This window comes from Wenyingzhuangia gilva, from assembly GCF_030519655.1.
Classification (GTDB): Bacteria; Bacteroidota; Bacteroidia; order Flavobacteriales; family Flavobacteriaceae; genus Wenyingzhuangia; species Wenyingzhuangia gilva.
Window position 1 is genome coordinate 140,314 of record NZ_JAUMIT010000005.1, and the last position, 21,638, is coordinate 161,951.

Below are 21,638 nucleotides of genomic sequence, written 5' to 3' on the forward strand. Positions count from 1 at the left end.
CTAGAAAAGATGAATGCTAAAGAAAAACAGATACTAAGAGATTATAGTTTGGTAGGCGTTGAGGCAAAACGTGCTGTTGAATTAGGATTGGCAGATGCAGAATGGTATCAAACACCTATTCCAAAAGATCAAATGAGAGCACTTTTGGTTAGAAAAAATGGACCAGCTATTAGAGATAGTATCATTTGGTTTGGGTTGTTGCTTGGTTCGGGTTACTTGGTTTATTTGTGGTGGGGAACTTGGTACGCTATCCTTCCTTATGTTGTTTATAGTGTTTTATATGCATCTTCATCAGATTCTAGATGGCATGAATCCAGTCATGGTACAGCCTTTAAAACAGACTGGATGAACAATGTGTTGTATGAAATATCATCCTTTATGGTGTTTAGACAATCTACGGTTTGGAAATGGAGTCATGCCCGTCATCATAGCGATACGATTATTAGAGGTCGTGATCCTGAGATTTCTATTCCTAGACCTACACAAATAAAAACGTTGATTCTTACTTTTTTTGGAATTAGTGCAGCAGTTCCAGAAATGAAAAAGTTATTAAAACACGCATCAGGTAAAATTGATGTTGAGGTAGCTACGTACGTGCCAAAATCAGAGTATAAAAAGGTGATTTTTAAAGCACGAATCTATGTGTTGATTTTTCTATCAGTCATCGTATTATCAATAGTGTATAATACTATTCTTCCTTTAATGTTTATTGGTTTACCAACGTTGTTCGGAACTTGGTTGATGCCTTTTTATGGATTTACTCAACATGCAGGTTTGGACGAAAATGTGTTAGATCATCGTTTAAATTCCAGAACGGTGCTTATGAATAGAGTTCATCGATTTTTGTATTGGAATATGAATTATCATGTAGAACATCATATGTTTCCATTGGTTCCTTATCATGCTTTGCCAAAGTTACATGAGTTGATGAAATATGATTGCCCCAAACCCAATACAAGTATTTACGATGCTTTTAAGGAAATTTTACCAGCTATTTTAAAACAGCAAAAGGATCCTACTTATTTTATAAAAAAGGAGTTACCAGCAACAGCTCATAAATCCAAAAGTATTCAAAAAGCTAAAATAGTTGGAAAAGTTGATAAAGTCATTAATGGAAAAATTGAAGTTTGTTCAGTTGATAAAATTATTAAAGGAGAAGCTGTTCGTTTTGATTTTAGAGACAAGACTTATGCGATTTACAGAACTAATGATGATCAGTTTTATGCAACAGACGGAATGTGTACTCACGGGAATGCTCACTTAGGGGATGGTGTAGTTATTGGAGAAACCATTGAGTGTCCAAAACACAATGGACGATTTAACTTAAAAGATGGAAGTCCCAAAAGATTGCCTGTTTGTGTAGGATTAAAAACATATACAACTTATGTAGAAAATCAGAGCTTGTATCTAGATGTAAGTGATGTGGCCAATGCAAAAGATGATGAAATGTTTTCTTTTAAAGTAATCAGTAATAAAAACGTAGCTACATTTATAAAAGAATTGGAACTAGAACCTTTAAAGACAGATGTATTTGAATATGTTCCAGGTCAATACATACAATTAGAAATTCCTCCTTATAAAATCAATTTTGATGAGTTTATTGTGGAAGAACCTTTTAATTCAACATGGGAAGCTAATAAGTTGATGAATTGTTCCGCTGAAAATTCTTTTCATGTAAAAAGGAATTATTCCATGGCTACCAATCCGAAAAAAGATAAAACGCTAAAGTTTAATATCCGTATTGCTTTGCCACCAGCAAATAAAGCTGTATCTGCAGGAATTGGATCTTCTTATGTTTTTAATTTAAAGGCGGGAGATGAGGTTAAAATATCAAAGCCTTATGGAGATTTTCATATAAAAACCTCAGAAAGAGAGATGGTGTATATAGGAGGTGGAGCAGGAATGGCACCATTAAAATCTCATCTTTCTTATTTATTAGAAACTCAAAAAACAGATAGAAAAATAAGTTTTTGGTATGGAGCTCGTTCTAAATCAGAATTGTTTTACCATGAATATTTTGAGCAATTACAAAAGAAAAATGAAAACTTCAATTTTAATATAGCGCTTTCAGAACCAGATGAAACTGATTTATGGGATGGATATATAGGATTTATCCACGAAGTGCTGTTAGAGAAATATTTAAAAAATATCCATCATCAAAAAGAGATTGAGTATTATTTATGTGGACCACCTGCCATGATTCAGGCTAGTTTAAAAATGCTAAGATCGATAAATGTTCCTGAAGAACTAATCGCTTTTGATGAATTTTAATCTATAAAAAAACAAAAAAATGATATCACCAAATCCAATCATAGGAACAGGACTACATGCCATAGGGGGAATTTCTGCAGCAAGTTGTTATTTACCAAATACCAAAACTAAAAAATGGTCATGGGGAACTTTTTGGTTAGCACAAGCACTTTTTTCATGGATTATTGCTCCTTTAATTATCGGTTGGCTAACCGTTCCAGACTTTTTTGAAATTTTATTAAATGCTCCTGCAAAACCTTTTTGGATGGCTTTTTTATTAGGAGCTGTTTATGGTTTTGGAGGAATATCATTTGGGAAAGCTATTGTGCACATTGGGTATTCCTTAACTTATACCTTAGCTATTGGTATTTCTGCCGTGGTAGGAACTATTTTGCCTTTACTAATTTTTGGAGGATTGGGTGATTTTTTTACCAAACCAGGAGGCGATGTAGTATTTATAGGAATGATTTGTTCGGTATTAGGAGTTGTTGTTTGTGGATGGGCTGGTTTTAAAAAAGAGAAAGATATCAGTAAAGAGAGTTTAAATAAATCTGGATTTAACATGATGTTGGGTTTGTTTTTAACTATCGTTGCAGGGGTACTTTCAGGAGTTTTTAATCTTTCGTTAGAATATGGTCAGCCTATAGCAGATATAGCAGCCCAGCATGGAGCAGGTCATTTTGAAGGGAATTCAAAATTAATCATATCAACTGCAGGGTGCTTTGTAGTCAACTTTATATGGTATTTTATAGCAGGTTTAAGACAACAAACGATACAGGAATTTATTCCAAATAAATCTTTGACAAAATTGACTTTGTTTAAAAACTGGTTGTGGTCTGCTTTAGCAGGAACTATGTGGTGTCTTCAGTTTTTCTTTTATGGACTAGGACATGTAAAAATGGGAAGTTTTCAGTTTGCTAGTTGGGTATTGCACATGTCAATGTTAATTTTCTTTAGTTATATTGTTGGAGTAGTTATGAAAGAATGGAAAAATGTAACAAGAAACACGTACTTAGTTTTAATCATTGGATTACTTATTTTAATCATCTCTTTTTGTATTACAAGTTATGGTAGTTATATTGGGGAGAAGATGCTGCATACAGCATGAATGGAGTGTTTTTTACAATTTCTGAGTTCTATAGTATGAAGGGGGGACTCCTTTAATCTCTTTAAATTTTCTGTTAAAGTTAGAAATGTTTTGGAAACCACATTGTTCTGATACAGAAGAAATAGAGATATCTGGATTGTTATAAATTAATTTACAAGCATTTTCAATTCTAATTTCAATTAAGAATTGAAAAAATGTTTTGTTAGTACGTTTTCTAAAATAACGACAAAATGCATTTTTACTCATGTTTGCAATTTCAGAGATGTCTTCTAAACTAATAGACTCGTTATAGTTTTCCATAGTAAACTTAAACACATCATTCATTCGCTTACCTTCATTGTCAGTGTATTTTTTTTTATAAATAAAAGAAGATAAAGGAGAGGTTTTAGATTGACTAATAAGATTGATTATTTTTAGTAATGTAGCAATTCGTTCAATTTTATTTTGACTCTCTAGTTTGTTGAATTGGTGAATGATTTTATTTTTCTTTGATAAGACTTTTATTCCGTATTTAGAGTCTTTAAAAAATGATGCAAGATCAGACATTTCTGTAATTTCAAAAAAATCTTTCCCAAAAGAGTTTTGATGAAAAAAAAGCGTAAACATTACAGATTCTTCATTAGTGTTATTATCACTTCTAAAAACATGAGGAACATATCCTCCAATAACTAAAAGATCATTTTCTTCGTATTCATTAATAGTGTCCCCTAGAATAAGAATTCCTTTCCCTTTTTTAATATAGCTAATTTGTATTTCTTCATGTTGATGAAGCTGATTGTAAAAAACAACTTCTTTGTCTTCTTGATAAACCAAAGCTTCATTTTCTGGCTTGGGTATTTTAAAGGGTAATACTTTCATAGATTATGTAAATATTGTTAAATATAACAATATTCTTGTTCTTTGTTGGTAATATAGTATTAAACTGTGCTAATAATGATTCTTGTTTTTTTGATATTAGGTTTAATTTTGATTTTAAACAAATAAAAAAAGTTTATTATGATAAATTGGCAAGTCGTTATGCCAGCCGTTTTTACATGGCTAAAGGAGTCTGAGTCAGGTGCCCTTGAAATTGACTTTGATATAACACAAAAACAAGCCGCAGCTATTTTAAATACTCAGGGTAAGGGTGGAAGCAGAATGGGCGGAATTGTCGCTTCTGGTACTCTGGGAGAAAATAGCTACCTGAGCAACGAACAACGTATATCTTTACTAAAATCACTTTCTGAAGTTGCTAGAGAATATAATGTACCATTAATCAGTGGAGCTGCAGCAGAAACTAAGGAAGAGCTTGCTAAAATAATTGAAGGGCTCGCAACTGTTGGAGTTGATACCGTCATGGTCATGCCACCAAAAACTAAGGAGGTACCTTCTGATGAAGAAATGTATGCGTACTATGAGCTTGCTGCAGCAACTGCAAAAGTGGCAGGAGTAACAATTATGCCTTATAACAACCCTGATGCAGCCGGATATCATGCTCTTTCAACGGATCTTCTTATAAGACTTGCTGCGCTACCTGAAGTAACTGCTCTTAAAATATCGACTATAGATGTTTCAATTATTGAAACGCTGATGTTAGAGAACAAAGATTTAAAAATTTTAGCAGGTGTTGACAGTGTTACGGTATATGCAGGACTTGCCGGTGCATGTGGTGGGATTACAGGTGTAGGTACTATCTTTCCAAAGGCTAGTATTACTATGCAGGAGTATGTTTTAAAAGGAGAATGGGCAGAGGCAAACAAAATTTCTCAGGCTATGAATTCTATATCATACCTTGATGCTCAACCACTACTTATGGAATACCTTAAGTTTGCTATGGGAATTCATCATAATGATACAGATGGTGGACTTCGTACTCTTGGTAAAAAATTAACACAAGAGCAAATTGATGATGTTCGAGCAAGATATGTTCTAGCAAAAGAAAGGCTTGAAGTTTTGGACTTAATATAACTTCTACAAAAACATATAAAAGACAATGATAACAGGTAAAAATTATATAGGAAACAAACTTAGTGCAAAAGGGAGTGTTACTCATAAAACAGTAAACCCTAAACTAAATATTGAAAACCCTACGGTTTTTATTGAAGCTACTTCTGAAGAAATTGATGAAGCAGCTCAATTGGCAACAGAGGCATATAAACTTTATAGAAAAGTATCAGGAAAACAAAAAGCAGCGTTTTTAAATGCTATTGCAGACGAAATATTAGCTTTAGATCAAGAGTTAATCGATGCCTATGTTACAGAATCTGGACTTCCAGAAGGAAGAGCTATGGGGGAAAGAGGCAGAACTATTATGCAATTAAAATCATTTGCAGATTTAGTTTCAAATGAAGAGTGGAAAGGAAACACGTTTGATGCAGCCATTCCAGATAGAGAGCCTTTGCCTAAAGATGATTTAAGAAAAACAGTAACTCCTTTAGGGCCAGTAGTTGTATTTGGAGCTAGTAATTTCCCTTTTGCATTTTCTACCGCAGGAGGAGATACTGCCAGTGCTTTAGCAGCGGGATGTCCTGTAATTGTAAAATCCCACGAAATGCATGCTGCTACTTCAGAATTAGTAGCATCTGCAATTATTAAAGCAGCTGAAAAAACAGGAATGCCAAATGGTGTTTTTTCACACCTTTCAGGTCGTGGACCTGTAGTAGGTTCAGCTTTGGTTAACCATCCAAAAATAAAAGCAGTAGGTTTTACAGGAAGTATCGGAGCAGGTAGAGCTATTTTTAATATGGGGGCTAGTAGACCAGAACCCATTCCTGTATATGCCGAAATGGGAAGTATTAACCCAGTTGTAATTTCACCTTTAGCTATTGCTAATCGTGGAGAGGCAATTGCTTCTACTTATGCGAGTTCTATCACTTTAGGAACTGGACAGTTTTGTACCAATCCAGGTTTGTTATTGACCGTTGAAGATGAAAATACAGAAGATTTTATTCAAGATTTAGCTAAAAAAACGGTTGCTATAGACGCACAATGCATGTTGCACCCTAATATTAAAGCTGGTTTTGATAAAAATGAAAAAACAGTTACCTCTCAAGAAGGAGTGCGTACAGTTGCAAAAATTAGTGGAGATCTTAAAGAAAATTATGCAAATTCAATAATTGCATGTGTTTCTGGAGATGGCTTTTTAGCGAATCCTAAGATTCAACAAGAAGTTTTTGGACCTTTTTCAATAGTGGTAAAAACTAAAGATGAAGCTCAATTAGTAGAAGTAATTGAAGCTTTAGAAGGACAGCTAACAGGAACTATCATTGCTGAAAATGAGGAGGTTTCTAGTCTCACAGATATTGTTGATGCGTTGACCAACCGTGTAGGAAGAATTATTTTTAATGGAGTCCCTACTGGCGTAGAAGTTTGTACTTCTATGCACCATGGAGGACCATATCCAGCTTCTTCAGATGCAAAATTTACATCAGTTGGTACACATGCAATATACAGATGGGTAAGACCGATAAGTTATCAATCCTTTCCTGAAGAATTACTTCCGGATTCATTAAAAAATTAAAAAGTATTTATAAAATACATGGCAAGAAAAACATTTTTTTGTGTAGATGCTCACACGTGCGGGAATCCCGTGCGTGTTGTTGCTGGTGGTGGTCCTAACCTCGTGGGTGAAAATATGAGTAAAAAACGACAACATTTTCTTAAAGAATATGATTGGATTCGTAGAGGATTGATGTTTGAGCCTAGAGGACATGATATGATGAGTGGAAGTATTTTGTTTCCACCTCACGATCCTCAAAATGATTTTTCAATTCTTTTTATAGAAACATCGGGATGTTTGCCTATGTGTGGGCATGGAACCATTGGGACCATTACTATTGCCATAGAAGAAGGATTAATCACCCCCAAAATTCCAGGTAAAATAAGAATGGAAGCACCTGCAGGTTTGGTAGAAATTGAATATCAACAAACAGGAAAAAAAGTAGATTGGGTAAAACTGGTAAACGTAAAATCTTATTTAGCTGCTGAAAATTTAACCATAGATTGTCCTGAGTTAGGAGAAATTACTTTTGATGTTTCTTACGGAGGAAATTATTATGCTATTGTTGATCCACAGAAAAATTTTAGTGGAATTCATGATTTTAATGCAACAAAAATTATACAATATTCTCAAGTAGTTAGAAAACGTATCAATGAAAAATATTCCGATATGTTTATTCATCCTGAGAATGAAACTATTAGAGATGTAAGTCATATGTTGTGGACAGGGAATCCTATAGATCCAACATCGTCAGGTAGAAATGCTGTTTTTTATGGAGATAAAGCCATAGATCGTTCTCCTTGTGGTACAGGGACTTCTGCTCGTATGGCACAATTATATGCTAAAGGAAAATTAACCATGGGTGAGTCTTTTATTCATGAAAGTTTTATCGGGAGTAAGTTTATTGGTAAAGTAGAAAGGGAGACTACCTTAGCTGGTAAAAAAGCAATTATTCCAAGTATTCAAGGCTGGGCTCAAGTCACTGGTTATAATAATATTATTATAGATGATGATGATCCTTATGCTCATGGTTTTCAAGTAATTTAATTTTTAAAATAAATTAAAATGAGTAAAAAAGTAGTTGTTGTAGGAGGAGGAATTATAGGGCTTTGTTCAGCTTACTATCTTCAAAAAGAAGGGTGTAAAGTTACTGTTGTAGATAAAACAAATATGGATGAAGGGGCTTCTTATGTAAATGCAGGGTATATAACGCCTAGTCATTTTATCTCTTTAGCAGCTCCTGGAATGATCAATAAAGGGATTAAGTGGATGTTTAATTCAAGCAGTCCTCTTTATGTAAAACCTAGATTAGATTTAGAGTTTTTTAAATGGGCATTGGCCTTTAAAAAATCAGCAACGCAAGCCAAGGTTCAAAAGTCTATTTCAGTTATTAAAGACATCAATCTTTTTAGTAGAGATTTGTATGAGGATATAAAACAATCAGGAGATTTTAATTTTCATTTTGAAAGAAAAGGATTGTTGATGTGTTATAAGTCTGATGAAGTTGGTGAAGAAGAATGGGAAATTGGTCAGCAAGGTATTAAAGAAGGTTTAGGTGTTAAAAACTTAACATCAAAAGAAGTAAATGAACTTGATCCTAACGCTAATTTAGATGTAAAAGGTGCTGTGTATTATGATTGTGATGCACATATGACTCCAAGTGATTTTATGAAAGAGATGACTTCTTATTTAAAATCAGTAGGGGTTGCGTTTTTAACAAATGAAGAAGTACAAGATATTGAAGTAGTTAATAATATTGTTACTAAGGTTATTACCAACGAACAAATATTATCTGCGGATGAGGTTGTTTTGGCAGCAGGTAGTTGGAGTCCTTTAGTTACAAAAAAAATAGGAATAAAAATTCCTGTTCAAGCGGGTAAAGGTTATCGAATTAATGTAAAAAGAGAAACTGGAATTACTTATCCTGCAATATTGTGTGAAGCAAAAGTAGCGGTAACTCCTATGGATGGATTTACTCGTTTTGCTGGAACCATGGAACTGGGGGGAATTAATCATTATATAAACCCTAAGCGAGTTGAAGCTATTTCTAAGGCAGCTAAAAACTATTATAAAGGACTAGAGATTAACGAACAGGAAAAAGAACAGGCAGAATGTGGTTTAAGACCTTGTTCTCCTGATGGATTGCCATACATAGGGAAATCATCAAAATGTACGAATTTAACCATTGCAACAGGACATGCAATGATGGGATGGAGTTTAGGCCCAGCAACAGGAAAGTTGGTTTCGGAAACGGTATTAGGAAATAATACAAGTATAGATTTACAACCATTTAGTCCAGATAGAAAATTTTAAATTATATGAGATATCAACAAATTCCAAATAAGTTATTTATTAAGAATAGAAGTCGTTTTTCGGCTGAAATGAAAGCAAATACCATTGCTATTTTAACATCAAATGATTTTAAGTACAACAATGCCGATGATGTGATGGGATTTACTCAAAATAATGATTTGTTTTATTTGTCTGGAATTGATCAAGAAGAAACAATATTGATATTATATCCTGATGCGTATTTAAAAGAAAATAGGGAAATCTTATTTGTAAAAAAGACGAGTGAGGAAATAAAAATATGGGATGGAGAAAAACTAAATAAAGAACAAGCTTCAGAGTTATCAGGAGTAAAACGTGTGGAATGGTTAGAAGATTTTGAAACGGTTTTACAATACATGGCTTTTGAAGCAGATGGTTTTTATTTAGGGCATAATGAGCATAAAAAAACTGTTACAAAAGATCAAGAAACAAGACAGGATAGAATGATAAAATGGTGTAGAGAAAAGTATCCTTTACATGATTATTATAGAGCAGCAAAAATAACAAGAGGTTTAAGGCAGGTTAAATCTGTAGAAGAAATTGATTTAATAAAAAAAGCGGCTCAGATAAGTTGTGATGCCTTTGAAAATGTTTTAGCAATGTGTAAGCCTCAGATTAAAGAATATGAGATTGAGGCAGAATTGACCTATCATTTTCTTAAAAAAGGAGCAACCCGTCATGCCTTTATGCCTATTGTTGCGTCTGGAGAAAATGCATGTGCATTACATTCAAATAAAAACGAATCTACCTGTAAAGACGGGGAAATGGTTTTAATAGACTTTGGAGTTTGTTATGCTAATTATCATAGTGATACTACTCGTTGTATTCCTGTAAATGGTAAATTTTCTAAACGTCAAAAAGAAGTTTATTCATCAGTATTACATTGTTTAAAAGAAGGAAGTAAATTATTACAAGTAGGGGTTCTTCCTTTGGACTATGAAAAACAAATGGAGGCATTGATTACAGAGGAGTTGATAAAATTAGGTTTGTTAACGGTTGATGAAGTTAACAATCAAGATCCGGATAAACCTTTGTGTAAAAAATATTATCCACATAGTTCATCACATTATATAGGATTAGATGTACACGATGTTGGTTTGTATTCAAGAAAATATGAGGCAGGAATGGTAGTTACATGTGAGCCTGGTATTTACATTCCTGAAGAAGGTATTGGTTGTCGTTTAGAAAACGATTATTTAATTACTGAGGAAGGTGTTGTGAATTTAACAGAAGCGATGCCTATAGAAATAGAAGAAATTGAAAGTTTAATGAACGTTTAAAAATAAGATATGATTGGAATAGGAGGTTCAACAATAGAAGCGGAATTAAAAGCCATAAAACCAGTGGTGAATTTAATTGAGCCCATACAAGAATCAGAATATAAAAATAGAATTAGTAAGGCATGTGAGTTGATGAAAGCTCAGAATGTCAAAGCAATTTATTTAAATGCTGGGACTAATTTGTTTTATTTTACGGGTACTGAATGGCATCCTAGCGAACGTATGGTTGGTGCTATTTTGTTAAATAATGGAGAAGTTCATTATATAGCTCCTCATTTTGAAGAAGGAACCATTAGAGATTTTATGATGATTGAAGGTGAAATTCATGGTTGGGAAGAACATGAAAGTCCGTTTGAATTGTTTCATAATATCCTTGCTTCTAACAATATTCATGAGGGAGAAATTTTAATTGATGAAAGCACTGCATATTTTATTTATGAAGGAATTGCTAACAGTTGCTCTTCTTTTAAAATAAGCAATGCAAAACCGATTATTACCTCTTGTAGAATGATCAAGTCTAAAGGAGAAATTGTCATTATGAAAGCATTAATGAATATTACTCTTGAAGTACAAAAAGCAACTGCAAGAATTTTAAGAGTAGGAATTACAGCTAAAGAAGTAATTGATTTTATTCATGAAGCACATAAAAAATATGGAATTCCTTCGGGATCTTATTTTTGTATTGTATTGTTTGGTAAAGATACCTCGTTCCCACATGGAGTAAAAACACCAAAATCTCTAGAGATGAATGATGTTGTTTTGGTGGATACTGGATGTTCTTATTACCATTACATATCAGATATTACAAGAACATATGTTTTTGGTGAGGCAAATGAATATCAACGTGAGATTTGGAATATAGAAAAAGAAGCTCAATATGCAGCATTTAACGCCGCTCAATTAGGGAATACATGTGGAGATGTTGATGTTGCTGCAAGAGGAAAAATAGCATCTCATGGTTTAGGGCCAGATTACAATCTTCCTGGACTGCCGCATAGAACAGGACATGGTATTGGACTAGATATTCATGAATATCCATATATTTTAAAAGGAAACAACACTTCTTTAGCAGCGGGGGTTTGTTTTAGTGTAGAACCTATGATTTGTGTACCTAACGTTTTTGGTATCCGTTTAGAAGATCATATTTATATGACTGAAGAAGGACCAAAATGGTTTACGCAACCAGCACATTCCATAGAGAATCCTTTTGGATTGTAAAAATTAAAATTCGTGTATTAAAAACATAATAAATAATCCTTTAGAGGCAACGCAGTTATTGAGTAGTCTTTTTTTTAAAGAAAAAATATTTTAAGTATAGTTAACATTATGAAAGCAATAAAATACAAATCTATTTTTACCATATTAATTCTTAGCTGTTTTGCAACATATAGTCAAGGGACTTTAGAAGAATATAAAAAAGCAGTTAATATAGAAACTTTATTTAAAGACAAGGTTTTTAATACTCCTTCAGAATTTAATTGGCTACCAAATAGTACTTTTTGGTATGTAAATAATTCTAAAACTGGTAAGGCTTATTTTTTGGTAAATCCTGAAAAGAAAGAACAAACGCCTTTATTTGATCATGCTAAATTAGCAAAGATTTTATCGGAAAAAACTAATGAAAAAATTGAGGAGAATGATTTATCTCTTAGCAATTTAAAACTTGATACTGAGAAGAAAGTATTAAGCTTTAGTTATGAAAATACAAATTACAATTATAATCTTAATGATGAGAAATTAGCTGTATTAAACACTTCAAAGAAGAAAAATAATAGAGGTAAAAAATATTGGGGAAGTTTTTCAGATGATTCAAAAAATCCTCCTGTAAAATCACCAGATTCATTATGGATGGCTTTTATTAAAAACTACAATCTTTATATCAAAGACATCAAAACTAGTGAAGAAACACAATTAAGTTATGATGGAACCAAAGGAAACTATTATGCATCTTATATAAAGTGGTCACCAGATAGCAAGAAAATTATGGCTTATAAGGTAAAGCCTGGCGAAGATCATAAAATTTATTTTGTAGAGTCTAGTCCTAAAGATCAATTGCAGCCTAAATTACAATCAAGAGATTATAGAAAACCAGGGGATGAGGTTCCTTTTAAAAGTCCACAATTATTTATTGTAGAAACTAAAACCCACATCAATATTCCTACTACAGAGTTTAACAGTCAGTTTGACCTTTATAATATCGATTGGAGAGATGATAGTAGTGCTTTTACTTTTGAATATAATCAAAGAGGACATCAAGCTTATAAAATTATTGAAGTGGATGCCAAAACAGGTAAAGTAGATGTTTTAATTAATGAAATAAGTAAAACATTTATTGATTATAGTAGTAAAAAATATAGACATGACGTTAAAGGAACTGATGAAATTATTTGGACTTCTGAACGAGATGGATGGAATCATATATACCTTTTTAACAAAGATGGAAGTTTAAAAAAACAAGTAACTAAAGGACATTGGGTTGTTAGAAAAGTAATTTATGTTGATGATGAAAACAAACAAATATACTTTACAGCAAGTGGGTTAGACAAGGATCAAGATCCATATTTTATTCACTATTGTAAAGTAGGATTTAATGGAAAAAACTTTAAACGTTTTACTACAGAAAATGGAAATCATAAGGTTACTTTTTCAAAAGACTATAAATATTATGTAGATCAATATTCTAGAGTTAACATGCCTGCAGTAACACTTTTAAAAACGGCAGAGGGAGCTAAAACAATTATAGAACTTCAAAAAGGAGATGCATCAGAACTTGTTAAACAAGGTTGGAATGCACCAGAACCATTTGTAGCAAAAGGACGAGATGGTAAAACCGATATTTGGGGAATTATTGTAAGACCCACTTCATTTGATCCAAATAAAAGCTATCCAATTATAGAATATATATATGCAGGGCCACATGATTCTTTTGTGCCAAAAGATTTTCATTCCTATTATTGGTCTATGACTTCTTTAGCAGAACTTGGTTTTGTGGTGGTTCAAATAGATGGAATGGGAACTTCTAATAGATCAAAAGCCTTTCATGATGTTTGTTGGCAAAACTTAAAAGATGGTGGTTTTCCTGATAGAAAATTATGGATGAAAGCAGCTGCAAAAAAATATCCATATATGAATATAGACAAAGTTGGAATTCATGGAACTTCTGCAGGAGGACAAAACGCAGGAGCTGCCTTGGTGTTTAATTCAGATTTTTACGATGTTGCTGTTTCTTCTTGTGGATGTCATGACAATAGGATGGATAAAATTTGGTGGAATGAACAATTTATGGGGTATCCTGTAGGACCACACTATGCTACCTGTTCTAATATCGAAAATGCTGCTCAATTAGAAGGAAACTTAATGCTTATTTTAGGAGAGGTTGATGATAATGTAGATCCAGCTTCTACCATGCAATTTGCAGATGCATTAATTAAAGCGAATAAGGATTTTGAATTGGTAACCATTCCAGGAATGGGACATTCTTCTGGAGGAGACTATGGAGAGCGTAAACGTAAAGACTTTTTTGTAAAACATTTGATGAACGTAACACCGCCAAGTTGGAGTGAAATTTATAAATAGAACATCTACCCAAAAATAGTTATGTAAACACCAAAAAGGAAAAATAATGATGCAGGTATACAATTTTATAAAAAAAATGATGTTGATTGTGTGTTTGTTATGTATGGATATAACTAATGCACAAGGCGATCAAATATTAGATGGAATTGGTGAAACAGGTTTAATTGCAAGATATCTGCTTGATGGAGACACAAAAGACTGGTCTAGAAACAATTTACATGCTACTGTTAAAGGCGAAAAAATAACTTTTGTAAATGATAAGCTTTTTGGAAAAGTAATTACGTTATCATCAGAAACTAATGATTATATAACTATTCCAGGAACTGCTGTTGGTAATGAGGAATCTATAAGCTTAACAGGATGGATAAATTTACGATCTATAAAAAGTGGTCAGTGTTTTTTTGATTTTGGAAAAAGTCTACAATCTCATGTTATAACAACTCTAATAGATAGTAATGGGAAAAACGAGTTTAGTACTGAAATTGTATTAGAATCAGGTGGTTATAAAACAAAAAAGACTGTTTTAGAAGCTCATGAATGGTCAATGTTTTCCGTTGTTATAGATGTTCCTTCCAAATCCCTTCGTACTTTTCTCAATGGGAAACTTATAAGTGAAACAAAAGATATAGAAATAGAATTAAATCAATTGTTTAATAATGCTTCTGATGGAAAAAATCAACTTTTTATAGGGAAATTGTTGTCATCAAATAAATCTTGCTTAGATGCAAAATTACATGATTTTAGAATTTATAGAATTCCATTAAATAAATCTCAAATAAAAACAATTTATTACAATGGACTGAAAAAAGGAGATCAGGTGGTGAATGAAAACGAAAGAAAAGATGATGACCTCGAAGTTTTTTCGAAAACAACCCCTCAACTTTACAATAAGTTTTTGATAGGTGTTTCTGATATAGCAGTAGAAACTACCGTTGGATTTTTACCAAAATTACCACGATATGTTAAAGCTGTTTATAAAAATGGAATAGAATTGTCTCAGGCCAGAGTACTGTGGTCGGCTCCAAAAGACAACACTAAAGTGCTTAAAGTTGGATCTTATACGGTTACAGGATTAATTCCTGGAACAGATTTAAAATCAAAAGCAACGGTTGTTGTAAAAGAAGCTAAAAAAGTATTTTCTCCAAATAAAAATCTAGAGGTTTTTAATTTGGATCAGGTATCATTAAACACAGATAGTAATGGAGACAATACAAAATTTATTGAGAACCGAGATAAGTTTATTACAACTTTGGCTCAAACAAATCCTGATAATTTTCTTTATATGTTTCGAAATGCTTTTGGACAAAAACAACCAGAAGGAGCAGAACCATTAGGAGTTTGGGATAGTCAGGAGACCAAATTGCGTGGTCATGCAACGGGGCATTATTTAACAGCTATTGCCCAGGCTTATGCAAGTACTGGTTATGACACATCTTTACAGGCTAATTTTTTATATAAAATGGAATATATGGTAAATGTGTTATATGAATTATCACAATTATCAGGGAAGCCAAAACAAGCAGGAAGTCCGTTTGTGTCAGAGCCTACAGCGGTTCCTCCAGGAGTTGGTAAATCAGATTATGATTCAGATTTAAGTATAGAAGGAATTCGTACTGATTACTGGAATTGGGGGGAAGGGTTTATTAGTGCTTATCCACCGGATCAGTTTATCATGTTAGAAAAAGGTGCAATTTATGGAACTCAGAACACTAAAATTTGGGCACCATATTACACTTTGCATAAAATTCTTGCAGGTTTGCTTGATATTTATGAAGTAAGTAAAAATCCTAAAGCTTTAGAAATAGCTATGGGTATGGGAGATTGGGTGCATATAAGATTAAGTCAGTTGCCAACTGAAACATTGATTAGCATGTGGAACAGGTATATTGCGGGAGAATTTGGAGGAATGAATGAGGTGATGGCTAGACTTTATAGAGTAACAAATGAACCTCGTTATTTAGAAGTTGCTAAATTATTTGACAATATTAAAATGTTTTATGGAGATGCTAATCATTCACATGGTTTGGCTAAAAATGTAGATACTTTTAGAGGATTACATGCCAATCAACATATTCCACAAATTGTAGGAGCATTAGAAATGTATCGTGATTCAAACATCCCTGATTATTTTTATATCTCTGATAATTTTTGGTACAAAACTACCAATGATTATATGTATACAATAGGTGGTGTGGCAGGTGCTAGAAATCCTAATAATGCAGAATGTTTTATTAAAGAACCTGCAACTATTTATGAAAATGGTTTGTCAGCAGGTGGTCAAAATGAAACTTGTGCAACTTACAACATGTTAAAGCTAACAAAAAACTTGTTTTTGTACGATCAACGTGGGGAGTTAATGGATTATTATGAGCGTGCTTTGTACAATGATATTCTTGCATCTGTAGCAAAAGACAGTCCGGCCAATACCTATCATATTCCATTAAGAGCGGGGTCTATAAAACATTTTGGGAACCCAGATATGAAAGGTTTTACCTGTTGTAATGGTACCGCATTAGAAAGTAGTACAAAACTTCAGAATACCATTTATTTTAAAAGTAGAGATCAGAAATCACTTTATGTAAATCTGTATGTGCCTTCAACGCTAAATTGGACTGAAAAAAATATAATTATTGAACAAAAAACGGCTTTCCCAAAAGAAGACAATACACAGCTTGTTATCAAAGGAAAAGGGAAGTTTAATATCAGGTTACGTATTCCACATTGGGCAACTAAGGGGTTTTATGTTTCAATAAACGGAAAAGAACAAAAAGTAGATGCAAAACCGGGAAGCTATTTAACATTGAACCGTAAATGGAAAAAAGGAGATGTTGTTGATATCCAAATGCCATTTCAATTTCATTTAGAGTCGGTTATGGATCAGCAAAATATAGCGAGTTTATTTTACGGTCCAATTTTGTTGGCTGCTCAGGAAACTGAATCACGAAAAGATTGGAGAAAAGTAACTTTAGACGCTAATGACATCAGTAAAAATATAAAAGGAGATACTAGTCAATTAAAATTTACGATTGATGGTGTTGAGTTTAAACCCTTTTATGAAACCTATGGTCGTTATTCGGTTTATTTGAATGTTATCTTAAAATAATTGATGAATTAATCTATAAGCTAAATCAATCCAATGGATTAAAATAGCAAAATAAATACAATGAAAATGGAATACAAAGCAATCAAAACATGTAATTTTTTAATCCTTTTCTTTTTAACTACAATAGTCGCTGCACAAAGTAGTTTAATTGATATTGTAAATTCATTTTCTGCTGATAAAAAAGCCCTAAACAGTTTTTATAATAATTCTGAGTCAGAAGAATATTATCAACGTTTTACTACGTTATATAATGATTGGGAAGAAAAAATGGTAGCCATAGATTTTGAGAAACTTACACAACAAGAAAAGGTAGATTATTTACTTTTAAAAAATCTTATTGAGAAAGAGAGTTACTTTTTAAATATTGATTATAAATCGTTTAAAAAGGTTGCTTTTGTTGCAGACTTTGCTGAAGAAATAACTCCTTTTTTGAAAGAAAGAAAACGAGGAAAAAAGCCAGATGCTAAGGCTTTGTCAAAGATATTAGATACAGCAGCTAAAAGTGTAGATACTAAAATGAAATCTTTAGATAAAAATTTATTTAAAGATTGGTTGATGGCAGAAAAAGCATCTCACATTATATTGGCTTTACAAAAAGAATTAAAAGAAGCATATTCTTTTTATTATGGTTACGATCCTGAGTTTACTTGGTGGTTAGAAAAACCTTATGATGTTTTATCAAACAAATTATTAGCATATGCAGACTTGTTAAAAGATAATTACTCTAAAACAAGTATTAAAGATGATGGTAGTGGTATTGTAGGAAAATCAATTGGAAAAAAAGCATTGGTTGAAAGTTTAAATTTTGAATTTATTCCTTATGCTCCAGAAGAATTAATTAAAACTGCAGAAAAGCAGTTTGATTGGTGTAAAAAAGAGATGATTAAAGCTTCGCAAGAACTAGGTTACGGAAACGATTGGAAAGCGGCATTAGAATATGTAAAAAACACTTATGTGCCTGCTGGTGAACAGCCTGAAACAATTTTAGATCTTTACAATCAATCTGTAGATTTTATTGAAGAGCGTGATTTAATCACTTTCCCTGATTTGGCAAAAGAAACATGGAGAATGATTATGATGACTGCAAAACGTCAAAAGGTGAATCCATTCTTTACAGGAGGTTGGGAAATTAGTATCTCTTATCCTACTCAAGAAATGGATGAAGATGATAAATTGATGAGTATGCGTGGAAACAACCCTAATTTTTCTAGAGCAACAGTACAGCATGAATTATTACCAGGACACAATCTTCAGTTTTTTATGAATGATCGTTATAAAAAATATAGAAAAGCTTTTGATACTCCCTTTTGGATGGAAGGCTGGGCATTGTATTGGGAAATTAATTTATGGAATAAAGAATTTCCACAAACTCCTGAACAAAAATTAGGAATGCTATTTTGGAGAATTCACAGATGTGCAAGAATCATATTTTCATTAAAATATCATTTAGGAGAAATGACTCCGCAAGAATGTATTGATATGTTGGTAGATAAAGTAGGACACGAATATGCAAATGCTGAAGCTGAGGTTAGACGTTCTTTTGCTACAAGCTATACGCCACCATTGTATCAAATGGCATACATGACAGGAGGTTTACAGTTCTATGCTTTAAAAAATGAAATGTTAGCAAAAGGATGGACTGAAAAAGAATTTCACGATCGTGTAATGCAGGAAAACAGAATGCCTATTGAACTACTAAGAGCTTTGCTTTTAGATTTACCATTAAATAAGAATTATAAAACTGAATGGAAATTCTCCACAGATTTTAAATAAAAAGGAATAGAAAATGAAATTCAATATAAAATATAGTATTAGTGCTCTTTTATTTTTATGCTCAATACTTACAATCAACGCACAAGGGTATTGGGGTGATATTAAACAAAAAAAATCTACTCTAGGAATAACAGAGTCTGATTCTATTTTGAGTTTTGAGACTCCTGATTTTCAATTAAAATTAGTTAAAGCTTCTCAAACAGTAGCGGAACTAAGACCTAATCAGGACTTAAATTTTGATTTTACTCCAAGTGATCGATTAAGTATTAGAGATAAAGATGGATTATATCATTTAGGAGATATTAATTTAAGAATAAAAGAAATAGATGGAGATTGGAAAAGTTACTCAACGGCAGAAAAAAGATCTAAAGTAACGCCAATAAAAGTTTCTGGAGATGTTTTATCAGGAGCAGATTTAGCGAATACTTTACCAAAAGACATTCCTGTTACTATTAAACGTTTCTATGAAGTAGTTGAGAATCAATTAGTACTAAGGTTTGAGATTATTAATAAATCAGCATCAAATATTGAGATAGGAGCTTTAGGGGTTCCAATGATATTTAATAATATTTTAGAAGGAAAATCATTAACGGAAACACATGCTCAAAATGTGTTTTTTGATCCATATATTGGTTTAGGTGCAGGATATTTAGAGGTCAAAAAGTTAAATGGTAAAGGACCTGTTTTATTGGTGTTGCCAAAAGAAAATATGAATTTTGAAGCTTACCGCCCTTTGTTGGATGATCCTACTCCAAGAAGTATTGTCTTTGAAGGGTTTCATGAATGGATGTCATATAGTAAAGCCTATGCTGAAAAGGAATGGAAAGGAGTTGAACAATGGAACAAACCAACTTCATTAATACTGAAATCTAATGAGACTAAAGAATTTTCACTAAAATTTGTGCTTTCAAGAGGTGTTAAAAATATTCAAGAAACTATTGAAGAAAATGGGCAACCTTCGGCAATAAGTATTCCGGGTTATGTACTTCCAAAAGGTGTTGATTCTCATTTGTTTTTAAATTATAAAAGTGATGTTGCTTCTTTTGAAATAGAACCTAAAAAAGCCATTAAAATAAAGAAAAATGGATTAACAGAAAAAGGTGTAAAAAAGTATACTGTTTGTGGTAATAAATGGGGAAGAGTTAGGCTAACTATCAATTATAAAGATGGTGTAAAGCAAACTATTAATTACAAAATAATAAAATCAGAATCAGAAGTGATTAAGGATTTTGGCCATTTTTTAACAACAGAACAATGGTTTAACGAACCTGATCCAATATTTAAAAGAAATCCATCAGTTATTAGTTATGATTATGAAACCAAAAAGCAATTAACTCAAGATAGTCGTGCTTGGGTTGCTGGATTAAGTGATGAAGGTGGAGCAGGAGGTTGGCTGGCTGCTATTATGAAACAACTTGTACAACCAGATAAAGAAGAGATTAAAAAATTAGAGCAATTTGTAGATCATACTCTTTGGGGTAATATCCAGTATAGCGAAGGAAAACATAAATATGGAGTTAAAAAGAGTGTGTTTTATTATGAACCAGATTCGCTTCCTAAAGGAACGTATAGGGATGATGTGAATTATAAAACTTGGGCTGCTTGGGATCATAAACACGCGAATGATCCAGGTCGTTCATATAATTATCCTCATGTAGCAGCGGCCTATTGGGTGATGTATCGTTTGGCAAGATATCACGAAGGTTTGGTAGATAACAGAACATGGGATTGGTATTTAAAACAAGCATATCACACCTCTGTTGCTATGCTAGAGCAAGCACCTTATTATTCTCAATTTGGTCAAATGGAAGGTTCTGTGTTTTTATATCTTTTAAAAGATTTAAAAACTGAGAATTATACTGAAATGGCTCTAGATTTAGAAGCTAGAATGAAAAAAAGAGCCAATCATTGGAAAGAATTAGATTATCCTTTTGGAAGTGAAATGCCATGGGATTCTACGGGGCAAGAAGAAGTCTACATGTGGTCAGACTACTTTGGATATAATAAAAAAGCAAATGTTACTCTTGATGCTATATTAGCTTATATGCCAACCATGCCACATTGGGCTTATAATGGAAATGCTCGTAGATATTGGGATTTTTTATATGGAGGAAAATTATCTAGAGTTGAAAGACAAATCCACCATTATGGATCTTCTTTAAATGCTATTCCCGTTTTACATCAATACAGAAAGACCAATGATTTGTATTTACTAAAAGTAGGGTATGGAGGTCTTTTAGGAGGAATTTCTAATATTACGCAAGATGGTTTTGGTTCTGCAGCATTTCATTCCTATCCTACAGAGTTAAGAATAGATTATTTGTCTGGAGATTATGGTTCTGGGTTTTACGGATATGCAGTTAATTCAGCTACTTATATTACAAAAGATGAGAATTTAGGTTGGTTGTCCTTTGGAGGAAACTTAAGTGTGAAAAAAGAGGTTATTGAAGTTGAGGTGACAACAGCAGCAAAATCGAAAGTTTATTTTGCTCCAAAAAACTTATGGTTAACGTTAGATTCGGGAACTTTTAATAAAATCACTTACAATTTAAAAACAGAGGAAGTAAAAATTATTTTGAATAAAAAGGACGATTATACTCCATATGCTTATTTAAGAATAAATAAAGATTTAGACATTCCTTATTCCAAAGTCAGAGATGCTTATCAGATTGCATTAAAGAAAAAAGAAATTCAAATTGTAATCAATTCTAAATAATATAATTGATGTTTTTTTAATGT

The 21,638-nt window shown here is 32.5% G+C and carries 13 protein-coding genes; 12 read left to right on the plus strand and 1 reads right to left on the minus strand.

Going from position 1 to position 21,638, the window contains the following annotated elements; translation table 11 throughout:
- The first annotated feature begins 9 nt into the window (after positions 1-9).
- Together nqrF and QVZ41_RS10730 are read left to right on the plus strand one after the other, a co-directional pair.
- On the plus strand, positions 10-2,271 hold the full coding sequence (gene nqrF / locus QVZ41_RS10725) for an NADH:ubiquinone reductase (Na(+)-transporting) subunit F (protein WP_302884574.1): 2,262 nt from the start codon (positions 10-12) through the stop codon (positions 2,269-2,271).
- 19 nt (positions 2,272-2,290) lie between these two features.
- On the plus strand, positions 2,291-3,358 hold the full coding sequence (locus QVZ41_RS10730) for an L-rhamnose/proton symporter RhaT (RefSeq protein WP_302884575.1): 1,068 nt from the start codon (positions 2,291-2,293) through the stop codon (positions 3,356-3,358).
- A 12-nt stretch (positions 3,359-3,370) separates the two neighbouring features.
- Here QVZ41_RS10730 and QVZ41_RS10735 read toward each other — a convergent pair whose 3' ends face one another.
- Positions 3,371-4,216: an AraC family transcriptional regulator gene (locus QVZ41_RS10735; RefSeq protein ID WP_302884576.1), complete on the minus strand. Its 846-nt coding sequence runs from the start codon at positions 4,214-4,216 to the stop codon at positions 3,371-3,373.
- 138 nt (positions 4,217-4,354) lie between these two features.
- Here QVZ41_RS10735 and QVZ41_RS10740 point away from each other — a divergent pair, with 138 nt between their 5' ends.
- From QVZ41_RS10740 to QVZ41_RS10785, 10 genes are all read left to right on the plus strand, one after another.
- The gene (locus QVZ41_RS10740) at positions 4,355-5,305 is read left to right on the plus strand and encodes a dihydrodipicolinate synthase family protein (protein WP_302884577.1); all 951 of its coding nucleotides are present in this window, start codon (positions 4,355-4,357) and stop codon (positions 5,303-5,305) included.
- 25 nt (positions 5,306-5,330) lie between these two features.
- Positions 5,331-6,857, plus strand: a complete 1,527-nt coding sequence (locus tag QVZ41_RS10745) for an aldehyde dehydrogenase (NADP(+)) (RefSeq protein ID WP_302884578.1) — start codon at positions 5,331-5,333, stop codon at positions 6,855-6,857.
- An 18-nt stretch (positions 6,858-6,875) separates the two neighbouring features.
- The gene (locus tag QVZ41_RS10750; RefSeq protein WP_302884579.1) at positions 6,876-7,883 is read left to right on the plus strand and encodes a 4-hydroxyproline epimerase; all 1,008 of its coding nucleotides are present in this window, start codon (positions 6,876-6,878) and stop codon (positions 7,881-7,883) included.
- Positions 7,884-7,901: 18 nt separating this feature from the next.
- Complete coding sequence (locus QVZ41_RS10755; RefSeq protein ID WP_302884580.1) at positions 7,902-9,149, plus strand: NAD(P)/FAD-dependent oxidoreductase; 1,248 nt, start codon at positions 7,902-7,904, stop codon at positions 9,147-9,149.
- Between the two features lie 5 nt (positions 9,150-9,154).
- Positions 9,155-10,447, plus strand: coding sequence for an aminopeptidase P family protein (locus tag QVZ41_RS10760; protein ID WP_302884581.1), 1,293 nt, complete (start codon positions 9,155-9,157; stop codon positions 10,445-10,447).
- A 9-nt stretch (positions 10,448-10,456) separates the two neighbouring features.
- A complete protein-coding gene (locus QVZ41_RS10765) occupies positions 10,457-11,665 on the plus strand; it encodes a M24 family metallopeptidase (protein WP_302884582.1) in 1,209 nt (402 codons plus the stop codon).
- A gap of 108 nt (positions 11,666-11,773) precedes the next feature.
- On the plus strand, positions 11,774-14,023 hold the full coding sequence (locus QVZ41_RS10770; protein WP_302884583.1) for a S9 family peptidase: 2,250 nt from the start codon (positions 11,774-11,776) through the stop codon (positions 14,021-14,023).
- Positions 14,024-14,069: 46 nt separating this feature from the next.
- Positions 14,070-17,126, plus strand: a complete 3,057-nt coding sequence (locus QVZ41_RS10775) for a beta-L-arabinofuranosidase domain-containing protein (protein WP_338140800.1) — start codon at positions 14,070-14,072, stop codon at positions 17,124-17,126.
- 66 nt (positions 17,127-17,192) lie between these two features.
- Complete coding sequence (locus QVZ41_RS10780; RefSeq protein ID WP_302884584.1) at positions 17,193-18,899, plus strand: DUF885 family protein; 1,707 nt, start codon at positions 17,193-17,195, stop codon at positions 18,897-18,899.
- Positions 18,900-18,912: 13 nt separating this feature from the next.
- Positions 18,913-21,615, plus strand: a complete 2,703-nt coding sequence (locus tag QVZ41_RS10785) for a DUF5695 domain-containing protein (RefSeq protein ID WP_302884585.1) — start codon at positions 18,913-18,915, stop codon at positions 21,613-21,615.
- Positions 21,616-21,638: the final 23 nt, after the last annotated feature.